The 20824-nt window shown below is 75.3% G+C and carries 20 protein-coding genes; 16 read left to right on the top strand and 4 right to left on the bottom strand.

Annotated features, from left to right (window positions below):
* Window positions 1-27: 27 nt before the first annotated feature.
* Complete coding sequence (locus KDL28_RS09340) at window positions 28-804, bottom strand: transglutaminase-like domain-containing protein (RefSeq protein ID WP_252437010.1); 777 nt, start codon at window positions 802-804, stop codon at window positions 28-30.
* A 101-nt stretch (window positions 805-905) separates the two neighbouring features.
* Here KDL28_RS09340 and KDL28_RS09335 point away from each other — a divergent pair, with 101 nt between their 5' ends.
* Window positions 906-1928, top strand: coding sequence for an NADP-dependent oxidoreductase (locus KDL28_RS09335; protein WP_252437009.1), 1023 nt, complete (start codon window positions 906-908; stop codon window positions 1926-1928).
* A gap of 19 nt (window positions 1929-1947) precedes the next feature.
* Here the strand turns inward: KDL28_RS09335 and KDL28_RS09330 are convergent, their stop codons facing one another.
* Window positions 1948-2907 (bottom strand): ATP-binding protein, encoded by a 960-nt coding sequence (locus KDL28_RS09330; RefSeq protein ID WP_252437008.1) that lies wholly within the window; start codon window positions 2905-2907, stop codon window positions 1948-1950.
* A 167-nt stretch (window positions 2908-3074) separates the two neighbouring features.
* Here KDL28_RS09330 and KDL28_RS09325 point away from each other — a divergent pair, with 167 nt between their 5' ends.
* The 4 genes from KDL28_RS09325 (at window position 3075) to KDL28_RS09310 (ending at window position 7201) form a co-directional block, all read left to right on the top strand.
* Entirely contained in the window at window positions 3075-3530 is a 456-nt protein-coding gene (locus tag KDL28_RS09325) for a MaoC family dehydratase (RefSeq protein WP_252437007.1), read from the top strand.
* Between the two features lie 48 nt (window positions 3531-3578).
* A complete protein-coding gene (locus KDL28_RS09320; protein WP_252437006.1) occupies window positions 3579-4793 on the top strand; it encodes an acetyl-CoA C-acetyltransferase in 1215 nt (404 codons plus the stop codon).
* A 135-nt stretch (window positions 4794-4928) separates the two neighbouring features.
* Window positions 4929-5426, top strand: a complete 498-nt coding sequence (locus tag KDL28_RS09315; RefSeq protein ID WP_252437005.1) for a MarR family winged helix-turn-helix transcriptional regulator — start codon at window positions 4929-4931, stop codon at window positions 5424-5426.
* Window positions 5427-5437: 11 nt separating this feature from the next.
* Window positions 5438-7201, top strand: a complete 1764-nt coding sequence (locus KDL28_RS09310; protein WP_252437004.1) for an MDR family MFS transporter — start codon at window positions 5438-5440, stop codon at window positions 7199-7201.
* Window positions 7202-7229: 28 nt separating this feature from the next.
* Here KDL28_RS09310 and KDL28_RS09305 read toward each other — a convergent pair whose 3' ends face one another.
* Window positions 7230-7733 (bottom strand): inorganic diphosphatase, encoded by a 504-nt coding sequence (locus KDL28_RS09305; protein ID WP_252437003.1) that lies wholly within the window; start codon window positions 7731-7733, stop codon window positions 7230-7232.
* A 246-nt stretch (window positions 7734-7979) separates the two neighbouring features.
* Here KDL28_RS09305 and dacB point away from each other — a divergent pair, with 246 nt between their 5' ends.
* The 5 genes from dacB to hpt all read left to right on the top strand — a co-directional run bounded on the left by dacB (window position 7980) and on the right by hpt (window position 14119).
* On the top strand, window positions 7980-9332 hold the full coding sequence (gene dacB / locus KDL28_RS09300) for a D-alanyl-D-alanine carboxypeptidase/D-alanyl-D-alanine endopeptidase (RefSeq protein WP_252437002.1): 1353 nt from the start codon (window positions 7980-7982) through the stop codon (window positions 9330-9332).
* Between the two features lie 1332 nt (window positions 9333-10664).
* Window positions 10665-11327 (top strand): hypothetical protein, encoded by a 663-nt coding sequence (locus tag KDL28_RS09295; RefSeq protein WP_252437001.1) that lies wholly within the window; start codon window positions 10665-10667, stop codon window positions 11325-11327.
* A 102-nt stretch (window positions 11328-11429) separates the two neighbouring features.
* Window positions 11430-12515 carry an Rv3626c family coenzyme F420 biosynthesis-associated protein gene (locus KDL28_RS09290; protein WP_308215972.1) on the top strand — a complete coding sequence of 362 codons (1086 nt, stop codon included), beginning with the start codon at window positions 11430-11432 and terminating at the stop codon, window positions 12513-12515.
* Between the two features lie 28 nt (window positions 12516-12543).
* The gene (gene tilS, locus KDL28_RS09285; RefSeq protein ID WP_252437000.1) at window positions 12544-13581 is read left to right on the top strand and encodes a tRNA lysidine(34) synthetase TilS; all 1038 of its coding nucleotides are present in this window, start codon (window positions 12544-12546) and stop codon (window positions 13579-13581) included.
* Window positions 13568-14119, top strand: coding sequence for a hypoxanthine phosphoribosyltransferase (hpt, locus tag KDL28_RS09280; protein ID WP_252436999.1), 552 nt, complete (start codon window positions 13568-13570; stop codon window positions 14117-14119). Before tilS ends, hpt begins: the two co-directional genes overlap by 14 nt.
* A gap of 103 nt (window positions 14120-14222) precedes the next feature.
* Here the strand turns inward: hpt and KDL28_RS09275 are convergent, their stop codons facing one another.
* Window positions 14223-15251, bottom strand: a complete 1029-nt coding sequence (locus KDL28_RS09275) for a serine protease (protein WP_252436998.1) — start codon at window positions 15249-15251, stop codon at window positions 14223-14225.
* A gap of 337 nt (window positions 15252-15588) precedes the next feature.
* Here KDL28_RS09275 and ftsH point away from each other — a divergent pair, with 337 nt between their 5' ends.
* Genes ftsH through KDL28_RS09245 form a run of 6 tightly spaced genes read left to right on the top strand, consistent with a single transcriptional unit; the run spans window position 15589 to window position 20805 of the window.
* Window positions 15589-17919, top strand: a complete 2331-nt coding sequence (gene ftsH / locus KDL28_RS09270) for an ATP-dependent zinc metalloprotease FtsH (protein ID WP_252436997.1) — start codon at window positions 15589-15591, stop codon at window positions 17917-17919.
* A gap of 47 nt (window positions 17920-17966) precedes the next feature.
* Window positions 17967-18539 carry a GTP cyclohydrolase I FolE gene (folE, locus tag KDL28_RS09265; RefSeq protein WP_252436996.1) on the top strand — a complete coding sequence of 191 codons (573 nt, stop codon included), beginning with the start codon at window positions 17967-17969 and terminating at the stop codon, window positions 18537-18539.
* Window positions 18540-18543: 4 nt separating this feature from the next.
* Window positions 18544-19446 carry a dihydropteroate synthase gene (gene folP / locus KDL28_RS09260; RefSeq protein ID WP_252436995.1) on the top strand — a complete coding sequence of 301 codons (903 nt, stop codon included), beginning with the start codon at window positions 18544-18546 and terminating at the stop codon, window positions 19444-19446.
* Window positions 19443-19838 carry a dihydroneopterin aldolase gene (gene folB / locus KDL28_RS09255; RefSeq protein ID WP_252436994.1) on the top strand — a complete coding sequence of 132 codons (396 nt, stop codon included), beginning with the start codon at window positions 19443-19445 and terminating at the stop codon, window positions 19836-19838. Before folP ends, folB begins: the two co-directional genes overlap by 4 nt.
* A complete protein-coding gene (folK, locus tag KDL28_RS09250) occupies window positions 19835-20332 on the top strand; it encodes a 2-amino-4-hydroxy-6-hydroxymethyldihydropteridine diphosphokinase (protein WP_252436993.1) in 498 nt (165 codons plus the stop codon). The genes folB and folK overlap by 4 nt, the downstream gene beginning before the upstream one ends.
* A complete protein-coding gene (locus tag KDL28_RS09245) occupies window positions 20329-20805 on the top strand; it encodes a DUF3180 domain-containing protein (RefSeq protein WP_252436992.1) in 477 nt (158 codons plus the stop codon). Before folK ends, KDL28_RS09245 begins: the two co-directional genes overlap by 4 nt.
* The last annotated feature ends 19 nt before the right edge of the window (window positions 20806-20824 follow it).

Below are 20824 nucleotides of genomic sequence, written 5' to 3'. Positions count from 1 at the left end.
GCACCGGATCTCCCACTGCGGCGAGGGTCAGTTCAGGTGGGCGCGCAGGGCGCGCGCCGCGGTGCGCAGCGGCATCGCGCGCGCCGGGGTCACCGTCTCGGCCCGTTCCTCCAGCAGCCGCGCCCCCTCCACCCATCGGCCCTGGTCGCCGAGGGTCTCGGCCAGCTCCAGCAGGTCGGTCAGGTCGGCGCCGGGCAGGGCCAGCCGCATCCGCAGCACCCACTCCAGGTCGTGGGGTTGGCGGCGGGCGCGGTAGACACCGCGCAGGTTGAGCAGCATCCGGGTGAGGATGGCGGTGGTGGGGGCGGCGGCGAGCAGGTGCGGGCCGAAGGGCGTGCGGCGGCCCGCGCCGGAGGACGCCCGGAACAGCCGCTCGCACTCGGCCATGCTCAGCTCGGCGCCGCCGGCGAAGACGTCGAGGTGGCGGGGGGAGCCGGTGGGGCGGACGAGGAAGTGGCCCGGCATGCCGACGCCCTCCAGCGCCACCCCCGCCCGCCGCCCGACCTCGATCGCGACCACGGCCAGCGTGATCGGGATGCCCAGCCTGCGGCGCAGGACGTGGTCGAGCAGGGAGTTGCGCGGGTCGGTGTAGTCGCGGGTGTTGCCGGCGAAGCGGCGTTCGACGAACAGCCTGCGCAGCAGGTCGTCCAGGTCGCGGACGCCGGCGGCGAGGCGGTCGAGCTCGGCCAGCCACGGCCCGGGGTCGAGCGTGGGGTCGGCGCCCGCGGCGATGGCGAGGGCGGCCCGGTCGAGCGGCGGGTCGGGCCGCTCGACGAGGTCGGCGAACCGCGCCACCGCGTCCATGGGCCCATCGTCGCCGGTGCACGGCCGGCGCGTCGACGGCCGGATGCGCGGCCGTGGCGCGCCCGCTGTCGGTACCGGCGCGCGGCGGGTAGGCATTGGCCATGAGCGATCTCGCCGCAGGAACCGTCAACCACCAGGTCAGGCTGGCCGCGCGACCGTCGGGGCTGCCCGGCCCGGAGGTCTGGGAGCACACCGAGGAGCCGGTCGGCGAGCCGGGCGAGGGGCGGTTCGTGGTCAGGGTGACGCACATCTCGCTCGACCCGGCGATGCGCGGTTGGATGAACGACGTCCGCTCGTACGTGCCGCCGGTGGGGATCGGGGAGGTCTTCCGGGCGCTCGCGGGGGGCGAGGTCGTCGCTTCCCGGCACCCGGACTTCGCCGTGGGCGACCACGTGACCGGCCAGTTCGGCGCCCAGGAGTATGCCGAGTCCGACGGCTCGGGCGTGCAGAAGGTCGACGTCGGCGCGGCCCCGATGGCCACCCACCTCGCGGTGCTCGGGATGACCGGGATGACCGCCTACTTCGGGCTCTTCGACGTCGGCGCGATGGCCGAGGGCGAGACGGTGCTGGTGTCCGGGGCGGCGGGCGCGGTCGGCAGCGTGGTCGGGCAGCTGGCCAGGATCAAGGGCGGTCGGGTGGTCGGCATCGCCGGTGGCGCGGAGAAGTGCCGGTTCCTGGTCGAGGAGCTGGGCTTCGACGCGGCGATCGACTACAAGGCCGAGGACGTCCGCAAGGGGATCCGGGCCGCCGCCCCGGACGGCGTCGACGTCTACTTCGACAACGTCGGCGGCGAGATCCTGGACGCCGCGCTCACCCGGCTGCGCCGCGGCGCCCGGGTCGTGCTGTGCGGGGCGATCTCCCAGTACAACGCCGGGGGCAGGCCGGTCGGCCCGGCGAACTACATGAGCCTGCTGGTCAACCGGGCCCGGATGGAGGGCTACGTGGTCTTCGACTACGCCGACCGCTACGGCGAGGCCGCCGCGGAGATGGCCGGCTGGCTGCGCGACGGGCGGCTGCGCAGCCAGGAGGACGTCGTGTCGGGCGCGGTGACCGACTTCGGCGACACGCTGCTGCGGCTGTTCCGCGGCGACAACACCGGCAAGCTCGTGCTGCAGATCGCCTGATCAGGGTGGCTGGGCGGGGTCACGGCGCGGGCCGTGACACCCGTTCACGGTTCATGGTGAGGCGCATGGTGGTGCCGTCGCCGGGCTCGCTCCACACCTGCAGCACGTCGCACAGCTCGGAGGCCAGCCACAGGCCGCGGCCGCGCTCGCCCTCGGGCGGGGGCAGCGTCAGGCCCGGGAAGGGCATGTGGACGTGGCCGCCGTCGAAGACCTCGGCGACGACGTCGCCGTCGAGGTCCCACATCCGCAGCACGCCCGCGCCGGGACCGTGCTCGATGCTGTTGGAGGCCAGTTCGTTGACCGCCAGCACCAGGTCGGCGACGTCCTCCGGGGCGAGCCCGGACGCGCAGGCGACGGTGGTGACCGTGCCCCGTACTTCGGCCAGGGTGTCCAGGTCGAACGGCCGGTGCGCGACGGGGCGGCCGAGGTCGGGCGGGGGCGGCGGCGGGAAGTCGATGACCGCCTCGTGCGGGGGCCGGTAGCCCAGGCCCCCGGTCACCCCCTCGTCCGTGCCGACGTGCGGGTGGGTGGCGTGGACCAGGGTCTGCGGGGCCGCGGTCGGGAACGGGCACAGCACCGTGACCGGCAGGTCCGCGGTGGCCACGTCGAGGGCGATGTCGAGGCGGGCCCAGTACTCGGGTCCGCAGCCGGGCAGCTCCTCCAGGTGCTGCCCGACGACCAGGGCCCGCCCGCCGGGCTCGGTGATCCACCGGTTGGTCCGGGCCCACCCCACGGCGACGGTGAACGGCGGCACGGTGTGCACGTCGGCCGGGTCGAGGAAGCGCACGTGGTCGGCGGTGTCGCCGAGCACGGCGCGCAGCGCTCCGCGCTCCTCGTGGGCCAGCACGGCCAGGACGGGGTCGCCGAGCACGGTGGCGGCGGTGATCCGCGGCGCGATCCGCGTGGCCAGGTCGACCGGGCCGTCGAACGCGACGGCCTCGTGCCACCCGCCTGCGGGACGGGCAGGCGGCGCTACCACCGGTGCTCCCGCTGCGCCGTCATGCCGTCCGACCCGCCTCCCCGTTCGACGCCCGACCATAGTGGCCTGCGCCATGGCGAGCAGGTCCTGGCGGGGTCGCGGATGTGGCAGGGTGATCCGGGGTACCAGATCAGCGCGACGACGAGCTGCACGAACCGGGAGCCAGGATGCGGATCTTCAACGGGCCGGACGAGCTGAAGGCGGCGGCGGGCACGAACGTCGGTGCGAGCGACTGGCTCACCGTCGACCAGGCCCGCATCGACACGTTCGCCGACGCCACCGACGACCACCAGTGGATCCACGTCGACCAGGAGAAGGCGGCCGCCGGACCGTTCGGCACCACCATCGCGCACGGCTTCCTGTCGCTGTCGCTGATCGTGCCGCTGGCCTCGCAGGTCTACCGGGTCGACGGCGTCAAGATGGGCATCAACTACGGGCTGAACAAGGTGAGGTTCACCTCGCCGGTGCCCGTGGGCAGCAAGGTCCGGGCGAACATCGACCTCGCCGACGTCAGCGAGGTCAGCGGCGGCGCGCTGCAGGTGACGCTCAAGGTGACCGTCGAGATCGAGGGCTCGGAGCGACCCGCGGTCGTCGCGGAGTGGCTGACCCGGCAGTACTTCTAGGGGCAGGTCGGGCGGGCGCGCAGGGGCGCCCGGGTAGGGAGGCATCTGATGCGGGACGCGGTCATCTGCGAGCCGGTGCGCACGCCGGTCGGCGGCTTCGGGGGGGCGCTGCGCGACGTGCCCGCCCACGTCCTGGCGGCGACGGTGATCCGGGGGCTGCTCGACCGCACCGGGCTGTCCGGCGACGCCGTCGACGACGTCGTCCTGGGCCACTGCTACCCCACGATGGACGCCCCGGCGATCGGCCGGGTCGCGGCGCTGGACGCCGGCCTGCCCGTCACCGTCAACGGCCTGCAGCTCGACCGCCGCTGCGGATCGGGCCTGCAGGCGGTGCTGTACGCGGCCATGCAGGTGAGCGCGGGCGCGTCGGACGTGGTGCTGGCCGGCGGGGCCGAGTCGATGTCGAACGCGCCGTTCTACTCGACGGCCATGCGTTGGGGCGCCAAGGGCGGGCCCGGCGTCATGCTGCACGACGCGCTGGCGCGGGGCCGGGTCACCGCGGGCGGTGTCAACTTCCCCGTGCCCGGCGGCATGCTGGAGACCGCGGAGAACCTCCGCCGCGAGTACTCGATCCCGCGCGCCGAGCAGGACGAGTACGCGGTGCGCTCGCACCAGCGGGCCGCGGCGGCGCGCGACGGGGGCCGGTTCGCCGAGGAGATCGTCCCGGTGACGGTGAAGGGCCGCAAGGGCGACACGGTCGTCGACGCCGACGAGCACATCCGGGCCGACTCGTCGGTGGAGAAGCTGGCCGGGCTGCGCCCGGTGCTCGGCCGCGACGACCCGGAGGCCACGGTCACCGCGGGCAACGCCAGCGGCCAGAACGACGGGGCGGCCATCTGCGTCGTCACGCACCCGGCCCGGGCCGAGGAGCTGGGCCTGCGCCCGCTGGTCCGGCTGGTGTCCTGGGGCGTGGGCGGCGTGCCGCCGGCCACCATGGGCATCGGTCCGGTGCCCGCGGTGGCGAAGGCGCTGGGCGCCGCGGAGCTGTCGCTGCCCGACATCGACCTCATCGAGCTGAACGAGGCGTTCGCGGCCCAGGTGCTGGCCTGCACGCGGGAGTGGAAGTTCACCGACGCCGACTTCGAGCGGGTCAACGTCAACGGCTCGGGCATCTCGCTGGGCCACCCGGTGGGCGCCACGGGCGGGCGGATCCTGGCCACGCTGACCCGGGAGATGCAGCGCCGCGACGCCCGCTACGGGCTGGAGACGATGTGCATCGGCGGCGGACAGGGGCTGGCCGCGGTGTTCGAGCGGGTCGCCTGATCGGGCGGAGCGCACCGCGCAGGTCACACCCGGGTCGGGTTGCCGGTTCGCCCCGGCAACCCTCATGCTTGTAGCCGACAACTTGTTGCGTGGCACACGCATTGGGGATCGGGCTCGGGGAGAAGGTCGTCGCACATGCCGTCCGAGGAGGACATCGCCGTCGCCGACCGCGTCGGCACCGCGCTCATCCGGCTCATCCGGCTGATCGAGCGCAAGAAGGCGCAGCGGGAGGCCGACCACCCCGATGCCGTCGAGCGCGCCACCTACCACCTGCTGGTGCACCTGGTGAACGGCGGACCGCGCCGGGCCGTCGTGCTGGCCGAGGAGGTTCACTCCGACCCCTCCACGATCAGCAGGCAGATCGCGCAGCTGGTCAAGCTGGGCTACGTCGAGCGCACCGCCGACCCCGACGACGGCCGGGCCACCCTGCTCGCGGCCACCGCCGAGGGCCGCCGGGTGTTCGAGGAGAACCGCAGGCGGCGCAACGAGCACGTGGCGGGCGTGCTCGCCGGTTGGTCCGAGCCCGACCGGGAAGCCCTCGCCGAGCTGCTCACCCGCTTCGCCGCCGACTTCCTCGGCGACCAGACCAGCCCCGAGCCCGCCGGCGCCCCGTCATCGGCGGCCCGGTCCTGAGGAGAAGACCCATGTCCGAGTCCAGCGCGGCCGCCGCCCCGCAGGCGGCCGGCCGGCTGACCCACCGGCAGATCCTGACGATCTTCGCCGGGCTGATGATCGGCATGTTCCTCGCCGCGCTCGACCAGACCATCGTGGCCACGTCGATCCGCACCATCGCCGACGACCTCGGGGGGCTGAGCCTGCAGGCCTGGGCGACCACCGGCTACCTGATCACCGCGACGATCTCGACGCCGCTGTACGGCAAGCTGTCGGACCTGTACGGCCGCAAGCCGCTGTTCCTCACCGCGATCTCGATCTTCGTCGTCGGCTCGGTGGCCTGCGCGTTCGTGGGCTCGATGTACGAGCTGGCCGCGGCCAGGGCCCTGCAGGGCCTGGGCGCGGGCGGGCTGTTCTCGCTGGCCCTGACGATCATCGCCGACATCGTCTCGGCCCGCGAGCGGTCCAAGTACCAGGGCTACTTCGTGGCGGTGTTCGGCACCTCCAGCGTGCTCGGTCCGGTGCTGGGCGGCTTCCTGGCCGGCCAGGACCAGATCCTCGGCGTCACCGGCTGGCGCTGGGTGTTCCTGATCAACGTGCCGCTGGGCATCATCGCGCTGGCCGTGGTGGTCAAGGTCCTCAACATCCCGCACACCCGCCGCGACCACCGCATCGACTGGCCCGGCGCGCTCGCGATCACCGTCGGCCTGGTGCCGCTGCTGATCGTGGCCGAGCAGGGCCGGGTGTGGGGCTGGGGTTCGCCCGCCGCACTGGCCTGCTACGCCATCGGCGCCCTCGGCATCGCCGCGTTCGTCTGGGCGGAGCGGCGGATCGGCGACGACGCGCTGATCCCGCTGCGGATGTTCCGCAACGGGGTGTTCAGCTGGGGCTCGATCGCCGCGCTGGTCGCCGGCATGGGGATGTTCGGGATCATCGCCCTGCTCCCGCTGTACCTGCAGATCGTCAAGGGCTCCACGCCCACCGAGGCCGGCCTGCAGACCCTGCCGCTGATGCTGGGCATCATGTCGATGTCGGTGCTGTCCGGGCAGCTGATCTCGCGCACCGGCCGGTACAAGGTCTGGCCGATCATCGGGCTGTCGCTGATGATCGTCGGCGCGGTCGTGCTGTCGTTCATCGGCGTCGACACGCCCTACTGGCAGGTCGCGCTGATCATGCTGCTGCTCGGCTGGGGCCTCGGTGCCAACATGCAGCCGATCACGCTGGCGGTGCAGAACGCGATGTCGCCGCGCGACATGGGCGTGGCCACCGCGTCGTCGACCTTCTTCCGGCAGATGGGCGGCACGCTGGGCACAGCGGTGTTCCTGTCGGTGCTGTTCAGCTCGCTGGGCGGGCACATCGCCGAGGACTTCCGCGAGGCCGCGACGAACCCGCGGTTCCAGGCCGCGCTCGCCGACCCGGCGACGGCGGCCAACCCGGCCAACGCCCCGATCCTGGCCGGTCTGCAGGACGGCGGCGGCGGTGGGCTGTCGCTGGACGACTCCTCGTTCCTGGCCGACGCCGACCCGGTGCTGGCCCGGCCGATCCTCGAGGGCTTCGCCGACTCGATGAGCGCGGTGTTCCTGACCGCGGGCGGGATCCTCGTGCTCGGCCTGATCGCGGTGTCGATGATGAAGGAGGTGCCGCTGCGCACCCAGTCGGGCGTCGAGGCCCGCGACGCCGAGGCCGCCGCCGCGGCCCCACCAGCTCCCGCCCCGCCCCCGTGCCCCCACCCCCCCCCCCCGGGTTCTGGACCGCCCCGATGCTGCCCGCACAGGGCGGCATCGTGGCTTTCCTGAACCGGCGGCGCGGGCGGGCGGCCCGCCGTCAGTGGCCGCCGTGCTCGGCCGCGGCGTCCTTGGCCCGCTGCCAGCTGGCCGTGATCTCCCGCTCGGCGTCGGCGCGGCCCACCCAGGTGGCGCCCTCGACGCTCTTGCCCGGCTCCAGGGTCTTGTAGATCTCGAAGAAGTGCTGGATCTCGGCCCGGTCGAACTCCGGCAGGTGGTGGATGTCGCGCAGGTGCTCCTGGCGGGGGTCGTCGCTGGGCACGCAGAGGACCTTGTCGTCGGGGCCCTTCTCGTCCTTCATCCGGAACATCCCGATCGCCCGGGCCCGGATCAGGCAGCCCGGGAACGTCGGCTCCTGCACGAGGACCAGCGCGTCGAGCGGGTCGCCGTCCTGGCCGAGGCTGTCCTCGATGAAGCCGTAGTCGGCCGGGTACTGGGTGGCGGTGAACAGGGTGCGGTCGAGGCGGATGCGCCCCGTCTCGTGGTCCACCTCGTACTTGTTGCGCCCACCCTTGGGGATCTCGATGGTCACGTCGAAGTCCACTGTCGCTCCTGCGGTGTCGGAGGGTGCTGGCGAGCAGACGTCGGGGCCGGTCGGACCCGACCGGCCCCGGCGCCGGCTCTATTGTCGGGGACCGGATCGGCGGTGTGGTGACCGGCCGACCCTCTCGTCGCCCGACACGGTGGCGGGCGCGGACGTCGCAGTGGACGGTGGAGGCCGGGAGTGGTGTCAGGTCGACGGGCCCCAGGTCGGACACGAGCGGGCCGGGCACGGTGGGTCCTGGTCGCGGTGGTGGTCGTCGGCCTGCTGTGCAGCTCGGCCGCCGCGCTGGCGCTGACCGCGCCGGGCCTCGTGCCCGGCCTCGGCACGCCGCGCCCGCCCGCGGTGCCCGCGCTCCCGGTGCCGACCCCGGTGCTGGGCCCGCTGGCCGCGGACGCCCCCACCCCCAGCGGCTCCGGCCTGGCCGCGCGGCTCGACGGCCCGGCCGACGCCGTGCCCGGCCGCTTCGGCGGCGTCGTCGTCGACCCGGCCACCGGCCAGACCCTCTGGGAGCGCGACCCCGAGAGCCAGCTGGTCCCCGGCTCCACCGGCAAGCTCCTCACCGCGGCCGCGGCGCTGCTCACCCTCAACCCGACCGACACCCTGGCCACCCGGGTCGTCCTCGGCCCCGACCCCGGCACCGTCGTCCTCATCGGCGGCGGCGACCCGACGCTCACCGCCCTCCCGCCGGGCGAGGCGACCGTCTACCCCGACCCGTCGCGGCTCACCGAGCTGGCCGACCAGGTCGAGAAGGCGATGACCGCACCGGTCCGCCGCGTCCTCGTCGACACCTCGCTCTACTCCGGCCCCACCCTCGCCGAGGGCTGGCTGCCCGCGGACATCCCCGCCGGCTACGTGGCCCCCATCGAGCCGCTCATGCTCGACGGCGGCCGCATCGACCCCGCCCTGCAGGACGGCCCCCGCATCACCGACCCCGCGCTCGCCGCCGGCCGGGCCCTGGCCGGCCTGCTCGGCGCCGACCCCGACGACGTCGACACCACCACCGCGGCCCCCGGCGCCCAGCGCCTGGGCAGCGTCACCTCCGCCTCGATGTCCGAGCTCGTCGAGCACACCCTGCGCACCTCCGACAACGTGCTCGCCGAGGTGCTGGCCCGCCAGGTCGCGCTGTCGCGCAAGAGCGGCTCGACGTTCACCGACGGCGGCGCCGCCGTCCTCGCCGCACTCGGCCAGGCCGGCTTCGACCCCGCGGGCACCGTCCTGGTCGACGGCAGCGGCCTGTCCACCGCCAACCGCGTCACCCCCCGCCTCCTCGGCTCGGTGCTCGCCGCCGCAGCCGCCCCCGCCACCGGCAACGGCGACGTCGAGTTCCTCCGCCCGGTGCTCACCGGACTCCCCGTGGCGGGCGGCTTCGGCACCCTCGACGACCGCTTCACCCCCGGCGGCCCGGCCGCCGCCGGCCGCGGCGTCGTCCGCGCCAAGACGGGCACCTTGACCGGGGTGAGCAGCCTGGCCGGGGTGGTGACCGACTCCGACGGCAGGCTCCTGGTGTTCGCCCTGATGTCGAACGGCGACAGCGCCTCGGTGGTGCGCCCGAAGCTGGACGCCATAGCCGCCGCGCTCTCCGCCTGCGGCTGCCGCTGACCCCGCCGGGCGCGGCCTCTCGTCCGCGACGTGCCGAGCCGGTGCTGCCTCCCAGCGCGACGAGGGTCACTCTCGCTCGATCTGGCGCAACGAGAGTCGCCTTCGTCCGGCTGAGCGGGACGAGAGCCACTCTCGTCCCGCTGACCGGGTGCCCCACAGCTCGCCCGGCCGAGCTGGCCCGCTCCACCGCTCGCCCGGCTGGGCGAAGGGACTCTCGCCCAACGTGGTTGGCCGAGCGCGCCACTCGCTCACCCAGGTGGGACGAGAGTGACTCTCGCCCAACCTCGTTGGGCGAATGCCCTCTCGCTCGGCCGATGCGGCGCGCAGCGCCGCGAGGCGGGCCCCGGTGAGGCGGCGCGCAGCGCCACTCCCCTCCCCGAGGCCCCTGCCGTCACGTCGGCGCGCTCAGCAGAGCGCGGCCGACGCAACCCCCGCACCCCCCGCTCCCAACCGGCTGGCCGACGCTCCCAACCGTGCGGGGGTTGCGGCGGACGTGCTTCGCTGGGCGTGACGACGGGACGGCAGGGGCCGGACCCTGCTCGATCCGAGGTCGCCCGCCGCGGAGGCGCCGCCGCAGGCGCTCTTCACCCCGCCTTCGCCCCACCGGTTCTCACGAGGCTGGGCACGCCGCCCGGCAACGTTCCTGCTTACTGAGGGCGTCCGCGGGCGTCCGCTCCGGGAGAAGGGCTCGGCGGAGGGAGGGTGAAGAGCGCCTCCGGCGGCGCCTCCGGCGGGGGCCTTGGCTCGAGCAGGGGGTCGAAGTGCCCCCTGCCGTCGCGTCGTCCCACGAAGGTTGGCATGGCCGTCCCGACCCCCGCACGCCTGGCATCCACGGGTGCGGTTGGCATTGGGGGTGCGGGGGTCGTGCCGACCATGCACGCTGCGCGTGCCGACGCGACGGCAGGGGGCACTTCTCCGGGGGGACCGGCGGGGGTTGCCGGGGAGATCGGCGGCTTCGGCGGAGGGCCCGGGCACCGCGCGCACCGTGTGGCCACCGCGCACATGTTCGGACGTGTGCGCGGTGGCGAGTAGGTGCGCGCGGTGGCGGCTGGGTGTGCGCGTGGGCGCGGCGGGCTCGGGGATGGGGGCGAGCGTGCTTGTGGTGGCCGCGCACATCGTCTGGGGCCTGCACATCAGGCGAGGGGTGCGCGCGGTGGTGTCGCGTCCTGGATCGTGGGAGGGCCTGTATCAGGGTGGGGGTGCGGGGACTCTTCGGCTCGGGGGACGGGTCGGAGGCGGCCCGGGTGGTGCGGCTCGCTGGGGGTGGGCGGAACCGCCCGGGTCTGCGGGTGGTCCGCGGAACGGCGAGCGGGGGATCGGGCGGGTGGGGGCGTGACGGCGCTGCTGGCGATGCCGACGACGGTGGCGTCCCTGCTGGGCGCGCACCACAGCGAGGTGCTCTCCGGGGCGCTGCACCGCGCGGGGGTTGCCGAGCGGGTCCTGGTGGGGACGCCGCAGCTGCCGTCGGACGCCGGGCGGGTGCTCGACGAGCGGGTCGGCGAGGTGCTGCACCGGCTGCTCGACATCGACATCGGCGAGCTGGTGGTGGACGGGTGGGCCGAGCGGATGGAGCTGGCCGACGCGGTCCTGCGCACGCGGGTGGGGCGGGCCGCGGAGGAGGTGCGGCTGGGCGACCACCGGATCACCTCCACCCACCACCCCACCGTCGACGTGCTCGCCGGCGGCTCCCCGATCACCGCGCTGCGCTTCGAGCTGGTGATCACGCTGCGGCTGCGGCGGGTCGTGGCGGTGGTGCGGGGCGGGCTGCTGGTGGACGTGCAGGCGGGGCACCTCACCGCCGACGCCGTGCTCGCGCTGGACGACGAGCCGCTGATCGGGGCGACCGGTCGCGGGACGGTCGGGGCGCTGCTGCGCCTCGGCGACGGCCTGCTGCTGCCGGGGCCGTGGGTGGCGCACCCGCGGCCCGTGGAGCGCGGCGCACGGGCGACCGTGCTGCCGATGGTCCGGCGCACCGGGGAGGAGCCCGCGCCCTGATCCGACCGGATCGTCCCGACTGGGGGTTCCCGGGCGCGCTTTCCCGCCGTCGGGGCGCTCTCGGCTCTGCGCGGACCCGCAGGCGGTGCGTAGCGTGGAGGGGTGACGCGCGCGATCGACGAGACCCGTCCGGACCCCGGCCCCACCGAGCTGGGCCTGCCGGTCGACTGGGACCTGGCCGTGCGCACCGCGTCGCGGCTGATGAACTCCGGCCCGGAGGCCACCCGCGAGGAGGCGGTGGAGCTCGTCGGCCGGTTGCGCGCCGACGCCCGCGTCGCGGAGGGCCACGTCCGGGAGGTCACCGGGCTCGGGCACGGGCTGGCCCTGCTGCCCGCGGACGTGGTCGACCGGCCCGGGTGGGCCGAGGCCGCGCTGCACGGGATGGCCGAGCTGACCGCGGGCGCCGAGCTGCCCGCGGTGTCCCGGGTGGCCAGGGCGTTCACCGCCCGCACGGCGGGCCTGCAGCTCGGCGGGCTGGTCGCCTACCTGGGCGGGCGCGTGCTCGGCCAGTACGACCCGTTCGGCGGGCCCGACCAGGCCGGGCGATTGCTGCTGGTGGCGCCGAACGTCCACGCCGCGCAGCGCGCCCTCGACGTCCCGGCCGCCGACTTCGGGCTCTGGGTCTGCCTGCACGAGGCCACCCACCGGCTGCAGTTCACCGCGGTGCCCTGGCTGCGCGACTACTTCTCCGGCGAGATCGGCCGGTTCCTCTCGTTGGGCCGGGGCTGGACCGGCGACGGCGAGCGCCCCTCGATCGACAAGCTGCCCGAGCTGGTGCGGGCCGTGCGCACGTCCAAGGGCGATTCGCTGGCCATCGTGGAGCTGCTGCAGGGCCCGGAGCAGCGCGCCGTGCTGGACCGGCTCCTCGCCCTGACCACCCTGCTGGAGGGCCACGCCGACCACGTCATGGACGCCGTCGGCCCCGACGTCGTCCCCAGCGTCGCCACCATCCGCCACCGGTTCACCGTCCGCCGCCGCGGCGGTGGCCTGGTCGACCGGCTGCTGCGGGCGCTGCTCGGGGTGGAGGCCAAGGTCCGCCAGTACGCGGTCGGCTCCGCGTTCACCTCGCACGTGGTGCTGGCCACCGGCATGGACGGGTTCAACCGGGTGTGGGAGAACCCCGAGACGCTGCCCACCCGCGCCGAGCTGACCGATGCGGGGGCCTGGATCCGCCGGGTCCACGGCTGAGTCGCGCGGCCCGTGCGACCGTGACGGCGTGACCGGAGGACCCACCGACGCGGCGGTGGCGCGCGTGCGCCGGGCGGTGCGCACGGCGCTGCGCGCGACGCCCGTCGACGCCGGGGTGCCGCTGCTGGTCGCCTGCTCGGGCGGGGCCGACTCGACGGCGCTGGCCGCCGCGGTCGCCGCGGTCGCCGGCCGCCGGCCGGTGCACGCCGCGGTGGTCGACCACGCCCTGCAGGACGGGTCGGACGCGCGCGCCGCCGAGGCAGCTGAGCGGCTGGCCGGGCTCGGGATCGCGACCGCGGTGCACCGGGTCGACGTCGTCGGCGCGGGCGGGGTGGAGGCGGCGGCCCGCCGGGCACGCTACGCGGCGCTGCGGGCGGCCCGGCCGCACCCCGACTCGCCCGTCCTGCTCGGCCACACCCTCGACGACCAGGCCGAGACCGTGCTGCTCGGCCTGGGCCGTGGCTCGGGCGCCCGGTCGCTGGCCGGCATGCGCACCTGGGACCCGCCCTGGCTGCGCCCCCTGCTCGACGTGCGGCGGGCCACCACCCGGGCCGCCTGCGCCGCGCTCGGCCTGCCCGTCTGGGACGACCCGCACAACGCCGACCCGCGCTTCACCCGGGTCCGGCTGCGCCACGAGGTGCTGCCGCTGCTGGAGGAGGTGCTCTCCGGCGGGGTGGCGGGCGCCCTGGCCCGCACCGCCGAGCAGCTCCGCGAGGACGCCGACGCGCTCGACGCGGTCGCCGCGACCGCCCTGACCAGCCTCGTCGTCGACACGCCGGAGCCCGACACGCTGCCGCTGGCCCCGCTGGGCGACCTGCACCCCGCGGTGCGCCGGCGCGTCCTGCGGACCTGGTTGGCGGGCCGCGGGGTGACCGGGCTCACCGCCGTCCACCTCGGGGCCGCCGACGTCCTCGCAGGTCGGGGTCCCGATCGTGGTGGTGTGGCGCTGCCCGGCGGGTTGGAGCTGGTGCGCGGGCGTGGCACGCTCTCCCTCCAGACGGCCGGATGGTCGGCCGATCGGCCGCCACCACACCCCCGGGAGGGCTCCCACCGTGTACGACGGTGACATCGCCTCGACGCTGGTCACCGAGGACGACATCCGCGCCAAGACCGCCGAGCTCGCGGTCCGCATCGCCGACGACTACGCCGAGCGCTGCGCCACGTCCGACCTGCTGCTGGTCGGGGTGCTCAAGGGCGCGGTGATGTTCATGACCGACCTGGCCAGGGCGCTGCCGCTGCCGGTCCAGCTGGAGTTCATGGCGGTCAGCTCCTACGGGTCGGCGACGTCCTCGTCGGGCGTGGTGCGGATCCTCAAGGACCTCGACCGCGACATCGCCGACCGGCACGTGCTGATCGTCGAGGACATCATCGACTCGGGGCTGACGCTGTCCTGGCTGCTCAAGAACCTGGAGTCGCGCGGCCCGGCGTCGCTGGCGGTGTGCACGCTGCTGCGCAAGCCGGACGCGGTGAAGGTCGACGTGCCGGTCCAGTACGTCGGCTTCGACATCCCCAACGAGTTCGTCGTCGGCTACGGCCTCGACTACGCCGAGCGCTACCGCGACCTGCCCTTCATCGGCACGCTCGACCCCGCCGTCTACGCCTGACGCTCGCGCCCGGCCGACCGGCCGGTCCCGGGTTCAGGAAAGCCACGATGCGGTCCGCGGAGGGCGGCATCGTGGCTTTCCTGAACTCTGGGGACGGGGCGGGTCAGCCGCCGACGCCGGGGCCCGCGGGCGGGGCGATCGCGGTGAGCGGGACCCCGGGCGGGGTCGCGGTGAACGGCTCGGTGCCCAGCACCAGCTCCACGCCGCCGAGCCCGCCGTTGGCCGCGGCGTAGCCCAGCGCGGCGGCGAGGTCGGTGAGCCCGTCGCTGACGCCTTCGGCGCTGTTCAGGGTGAGCGTGGACAGCAGGCCGACGGCCCGCCCGTCGGCGTCGAGGTAGCCGGCGCCGGAGTCGCCGACCCCGCGGGGGGCGGGGGGGGGGCCGGGGGGGGCGCGGGGGGGGGGGGGGGGGGGGGGGGCGGGCCCGGCGGCGGCGCCGACCTTGGGGCGCAGCGGCGCCGAGGCGCCGGAGCCGATGCGGGCGCGGGGGCTGCCGTAGCCGAACACCTCGGCCCCGGCGGCCAGGCCGCCGGTGTGCAGGCCGGTGGGGCCGCCGAAGAACGGCGCGCTCGGGTTGACGTCGGCGACGTCGGCCGGGGCCAGTTCGACCAGGGCGAAGTCGTTGCCCGCGCAGGCGGCGGGGTCGGTCTCGCCGCCTGCCTGCATCGCGACCCACGAGCTGTAGGCCAGGGTGCCGGCGCGGCGGGTGCCGTCGGCGGCCCGGATCGTCACCCGGGTGCCGAGCGGGAGGGTGGCGGCGGTGCAGCCGTCGATCTCGGTGTCGGCGCCGGTGCCCGCGCAGTGCGCGGCCTGCCCGAGGTAGGTGCGCCCACCGCCGGCGAAGACGAAGTTGCTGGTGCACAGGCCGCCGCCGGCGGTCTCGGTGAGCACGCCGGGCCGGATGGCGGCGTCGGCGACCGGCGCCCACTGCGGGCCGGGGGTCGGGGCGGAGGGTGCGGGCGGACCGGATCGGGCGGGCGCCGTGACGGCCGCGGGCACGGGGGCCGGGACGGCGCCCGCGGCGACCGTGCCCGCGGCCGTCGCGGCCGGTCCGGGGGCGGCGGCCGCGACGAGCGCGGCCACCACCGCGACCGCCGCCGCGACGCCCGTCGCCGTTGTCCGCAGCCCGACCACGCTCAGCCCTCCGTCTTCCGCCGTCCACCACCCGACGCGCGTGCCCACCCCGGGGAGACCCCTGCCATCGTGCGCAGGTGCGGTCCGGCGCCACCGGACCGACATCCGCGCCGTCGCCGCCACCGCGGTGCGCGACAGCGCACAATGGTCCCGGGGAACACCCCTGGTCGCTCGGTCGTTGAGCGGCCAGGTGCCCGGTCGGCACCCACCGGCGGCGTCTGGACGCGTGCCGGACACCGGACCGCTATCCTGGCGTATCCAGGGCCGGTCATGCCGCGCCGGGTCTCCGCCGGAGAATCTCGCCAGGGAGGGTGAAGGCCGCTCAGGCCGTAGCTGCATGGACCGCAAGCGCCTGCTCCGCAACCCATTGATCTGGATCCTCGCCGCGATCCTGGTCTACTTCACCTTCAGCGTGCTCTTCGACGACACCCGGGGTTACACCAAGGTCGACACATCGGTCGCGCTGGCCCAGATCGACTCGGGCAACGTCACCGAAGCCCTGGTGGAGGACCGCGAACAGCGGCTGCGGCTGACGCTGGCCCAGCCCGTCGAGGCCGACGGGCAGAGCGCCACCCAGATCATCACCCAGTACCCGGTCGGCACCAGCCTGCAGATCACCGAGAAGCTGCAGGCCGCCGGCAACCGCCCGGCCTTCGACACCACCGTGCGCCAGGAGTCCTTCCTGACCACGATGCTGATCTACCTGATCCCGCTCGGCCTGGTGCTGCTCATCCTGTTCTGGATGATGAACAACGCCCAGGGCGGCGGCAACCGGGTGATGTCGTTCGGCAAGTCCAAGGCCAAGCAGCTCAACAAGGACATGCCGAAGACCACCTTCGGCGACGTCGCGGGGGCCGACGAGGCCGTCGAGGAGCTGCACGAGATCAAGGACTTCCTGCAGAACCCGGCCCGCTACCAGGCACTCGGCGCCAAGATCCCGAAGGGCGTGCTGCTGTACGGCCCGCCCGGCACCGGCAAGACGCTGCTGGCCCGCGCGGTCGCGGGCGAGGCGGGCGTGCCGTTCTACACGATCTCCGGCTCGGACTTCGTGGAGATGTTCGTCGGTGTCGGCGCCTCCCGCGTGCGCGACCTGTTCGAGCAGGCCAAGCAGAACTCCCCGTGCATCATCTTCGTCGACGAGATCGACGCGGTCGGCCGCCAGCGCGGCGCCGGCCTCGGCGGCGGCCACGACGAGCGCGAGCAGACGCTGAACCAGCTGCTGGTCGAGATGGACGGCTTCGACGCCCGCGGCGGCATCATCCTGATCGCGGCCACCAACCGGCCCGACATCCTCGACCCGGCGCTGCTGCGCCCGGGCCGGTTCGACCGCCAGATCCCGGTGGGCGCGCCCGACCTGGCCGGCCGTCGCGCGATCCTGGCCGTGCACTCCAAGGGCAAGCCGTTCGCGCACGACGTCGACTTCGAGTCGCTGGCCAAGCGCACCGTCGGGATGTCCGGCGCCGACCTGGCCAACGTCATCAACGAGGCCGCGCTGCTGACCGCCCGGGAGAACGGCACGCTGATCACCGGTGCCGCCCTCGAGGAGTCGGTCGACCGCGTCATCGGCGGTCCGCGCCGCAAGTCGAAGATCATCTCCGAGCAGGAGCGGAAGATCACCGCCTACCACGAGGGCGGGCACGCGCTCGCCGCGTGGGCCATGCCCGACCTGGAGCCGGTCTACAAGCTGACGATCCTGCCCCGCGGGCGCACCGGCGGGCACGCGCTCGTCGTCCCCGAGGACGACAAGGGCCTGATGACCCGCTCGGAGATGATCGGGCGGCTGGTCTTCGCGATGGGCGGCCGCTCGGCCGAGGAGCTCGTCTTCCACGAGCCCACCACCGGCGCCTCCTCCGACATCGACCAGGCCACCAAGATCGCCCGCGCGATGGTCACCGAGTACGGGATGAGCGCCCGGCTGGGTGCGGTCCGCTACGGCCGCGAGCAGGGCGACCCGTTCCTCGGCCGCTCGATGGGCAACCAGGCCGACTACTCGCTCGAGGTCGCCCACGAGATCGACGAGGAGGTGCGCAAGCTCATCGAGGCCGCGCACACCGAGGCGTGGGAGATCCTCAACACCTACCGCGACGTCCTCGACGAGCTGGTCTTCGAGCTGCTGGAGAAGGAGACGCTCACCCGCAAGGACCTGGAGCGCATCTTCGGCAGCGTGGAGAAGCGCCCGCGGATCACCGCGTTCAACGACTTCGGCGGCCGCACGCCGTCGGACAAGCCGCCCATCCGCACCCCGGCCGAGCTGGCCAAGGAGCGCGGCGAGCCGTGGCCGCCCGACGTCGAGCCCGACCGCGAGCCGACGCCCGTCGGCTCCTACCCGGGTGGTGGCGGCCACGGCGTGCCCGCGCCCGGCCCGAACGGCGGCCCGGTGCCCAACCCGACCCCGCCCGGCGGTCCCTCGTTCCCGAACGGCGACGGCCCGTCCTGGGGCGGTTCGCCGGTGAACGCCGTGCCGCACAACTACGGCGCCCCGCCGGACTGGCGCCCCGCCACCACGCCGCAGGGCCAGGAGTGGCCGCCGCCGGGCCAGAGCTGGCAGCAGCCCGGTGCCGACCGTCCGGGCGAGCCGGGGGCCAACGGCCACGCCGACGTCCCGGCCCCGCCCGACGGCGGAGCCTCGGGGAACGGTTCCGGTCCGCGCGAGGACGGGCCCCGCTGAGCGTCGGGGTCCCGGGCCCGGTCGGCGGGCCGGCCGCCGTCGGCGGCATGCCGCCGATCGACCGGGCCCGTGCCGAGGCCGCCGTCCGGGAGCTGCTCATCGCCGTCGGCGAGGACCCCGACCGGGAGGGCCTGCGCGACACGCCCGCCCGGGTGGCGCGGGCCTACGAGGAGATCTTCGCGGGCCTCTACACCGACCCCGACCTGGTCCTCGACAGGACGTTCGACGAGCACCACCAGGAGCTGATCCTGGTCAAGGACATCCCGATGTTCAGCGTGTGCGAGCACCACCTGGTGCCGTTCCACGGGGTCGCCCACGTCGGGTACATCCCCTCGCGCGACGGCCGCGTCACCGGGCTGAGCAAGCTGGCCAGGGTGGTCGACCTGTACGCCCGCCGCCCGCAGGTGCAGGAGCGGCTGACCGGTCAGGTCGCCGACGCGCTGGTGCGCAAGCTGGAGCCGCGCGGGGTGATCGTGGTCGTCGAGGCCGAGCACCTGTGCATGGGGATGCGCGGCATCCGCAAGCCGGGCTCGTCCACCGTCACCTCGGCCGTGCGCGGGATGTTCCAGTCGTCGCCGACGTCGCGGGCCGAGGCCATGGCGCTCATCCGGGGCCGATGAGCCCGTGAGCGAGCGCGCGAGCACGCCGGCCCGCCCGCCCGGACTGCCGCGCCCCGGTCGGTGCGTGGTGGTGGGCGTCCTCAACGTCACCCCGGACTCCTTCTCCGACGGCGGCCGCTTCGACGACCGCGACGCCGCCGTCGCGCACGGCGTGGCGATGCGCGACGCCGGCGCCGACCTGGTCGACGTGGGCGGCGAGTCCACCCGACCCGGCGCCGGGCGGGTGGAGCCCGACGTGGAGGCGGACCGGGTGCTGCCGGTGGTGCGCGAACTGGTGGCCGAGGGCGTGCGGGTCAGCATCGACACCACCCGCGCCGCGGTCGCCGAGCGGGCCGTGGCGGCCGGTGCCGCGGTCGTCAACGACGTGTCCGGCGGGCTGGCCGACCCGCGGATGGCGGCCGTGGTGGCGCAGGCCAGGGTGCCGTGGGTCCTGATGCACTGGCGCGGCCCGAGCGCCACGATGAACCGGCTGGCCGGCTACGAGGACGTGCTCGGCGAGGTGCGCGCCGAGCTGGTGGCCCGGGTGGACGCGGCCGTGCTGGCCGGCGTCGACCCGTCGCTGCTCGTGCTCGACCCGGGGATCGGCTTCGCCAAGACCGCCGCCCACAACTGGGCGCTGCTGCGGCGGCTGGACGTGCTCACCGCGCTGGGCTTCCCGGTGCTGGTCGGGGCCTCGCGCAAGCGGTTCCTGGGCGAGCTGCTGGCCGGCGCGGACGGCGCGCTGCGCCCGCCCGCCGGTCGCGACGGCGCCACCGCCGCGATCAGCGCGCTGGCCGCGCACTCCGGGGCGTGGGGGGTGCGGGTGCACGACGTGGGGTCCACCATGGACGCGATCGCGGTGACGACGGCGTGGGGCCTGGGGGCGTCCCGGGCGCGCACCGGTCCGCGGACGGGGGAGCACGGATGACCGGCGGCGACCGCATCGAGCTGCGCGGGCTGCGGGTCCGCGGGCGGCACGGGGTGTTCGAGCACGAGCGCCGCGACGGCCAGGAGTTCGTCGTCGACATCACCGCGTGGCTCGACCTGTCCGCGGCGGCCGCGTCCGACGACCTCGCCGACACCCTGCACTACGGCCAGCTGGCCGAGCGGGCGGCGGCGATCGTGGCCGGCGAGCCGTTCGACCTGATCGAGGCGGTGGCCGGGCGGATCGCCGACGACGTGCTCACCGATCAGCGGGTGCAGCAGGTGGAGGTCACGCTGCACAAGCCCGGCGCCCCGATCCCGCTGGACTTCGCCGACGTCGCCGTGGTCGTCTCCCGGTCCCGCCCGGGTGGTCGGTCCTCGGTCATCCCGGCATGACGCGCGCGGTGCTGTCGCTCGGCTCCAACGTGGGCGACCGCTTCGCCCACCTGCGCTCGGCCGTGCGGGGGTTCACCGGCGCGCTGGTGGCCGCGTCCCCGGTCTACGAGACGGCCGCGTGGGGCGGCGTCGAGCAGGACGACTTCCTCAACGCCGTGCTCGTCGTCGACGACGACGGCTGCGACCACTGGGGCTGGCTGCGCCGCGGGCAGGCGCTCGAGCGGGCCGCCGGGCGGGTCCGCGAGGTGCGCTGGGGCCCGCGGACCCTGGACGTCGACGTGGTCACCGTGGACGGCGTGACCAGCGACGACCCCGAGCTGCGGCTGCCGCACCCCGGTACCCCCGACCGGGCCACCGTGCTGCGCCCCTGGCTCGACGTCGACCCGTCGGCCGTGCTGCCCGGCCGCGGCCCGGTCGCCGACCTGCTCGCCGCGCTCGGTCCCGGCGCCGAGGAGGGCATGCGCCGCCGCGACGACCTGGTGCTCGCGCCGTGACCCCGACCCGCCCGCGCGAGCTGTTCGGCGCCGGCCTGGTCGCCGCGGTCGTGGCGGCGATCCTGGTCCGTATCGCGTACGGCTCGCTGCCCGCGTTCCCGGCGCTGGGCGGGGCGACGCTGGGCGTGCTCGGCGTCGCCGAGGCGATCGCCGGCAGCGCGCTGCGGGCCCGCATCCGCCATCGCCCCGGCACCCGCCCGGTGCAGCCGCTGGTCGCGGCCCGCGCCGTGCTGCTGGCCAAGGCGTCCGCGGTGGCCGGCGCGATCATGGCCGGGGCCTGGCTCGGCCTGCTGGTGCACGTGCTGCCGCTGGCCGGGGAGGTCTCCGCGGCGTCCGCCGACTCGGTGGCCGGCTGGGTCGGACTGGCCTGCGCGCTGCTGCTGGTCGGCGGCGCGCTCTGGCTGGAGCACTGCTGCCGCACCCCCGACGACCCCGAGCAGGACACCGGAGCGGGCCGCACGACCTCCGGCTGAGGCGGCGGGCCGGCGGGCT

The sequence above is a fragment of the Pseudonocardia humida genome (genome assembly GCF_023898865.1).
GTDB classification, from domain to species: Bacteria; Actinomycetota; Actinomycetes; order Mycobacteriales; family Pseudonocardiaceae; genus Pseudonocardia; species Pseudonocardia humida.
Note: the sequence above shows the minus strand (reverse complement) of the source record. Positions and strands in the feature narration are given on the sequence as shown.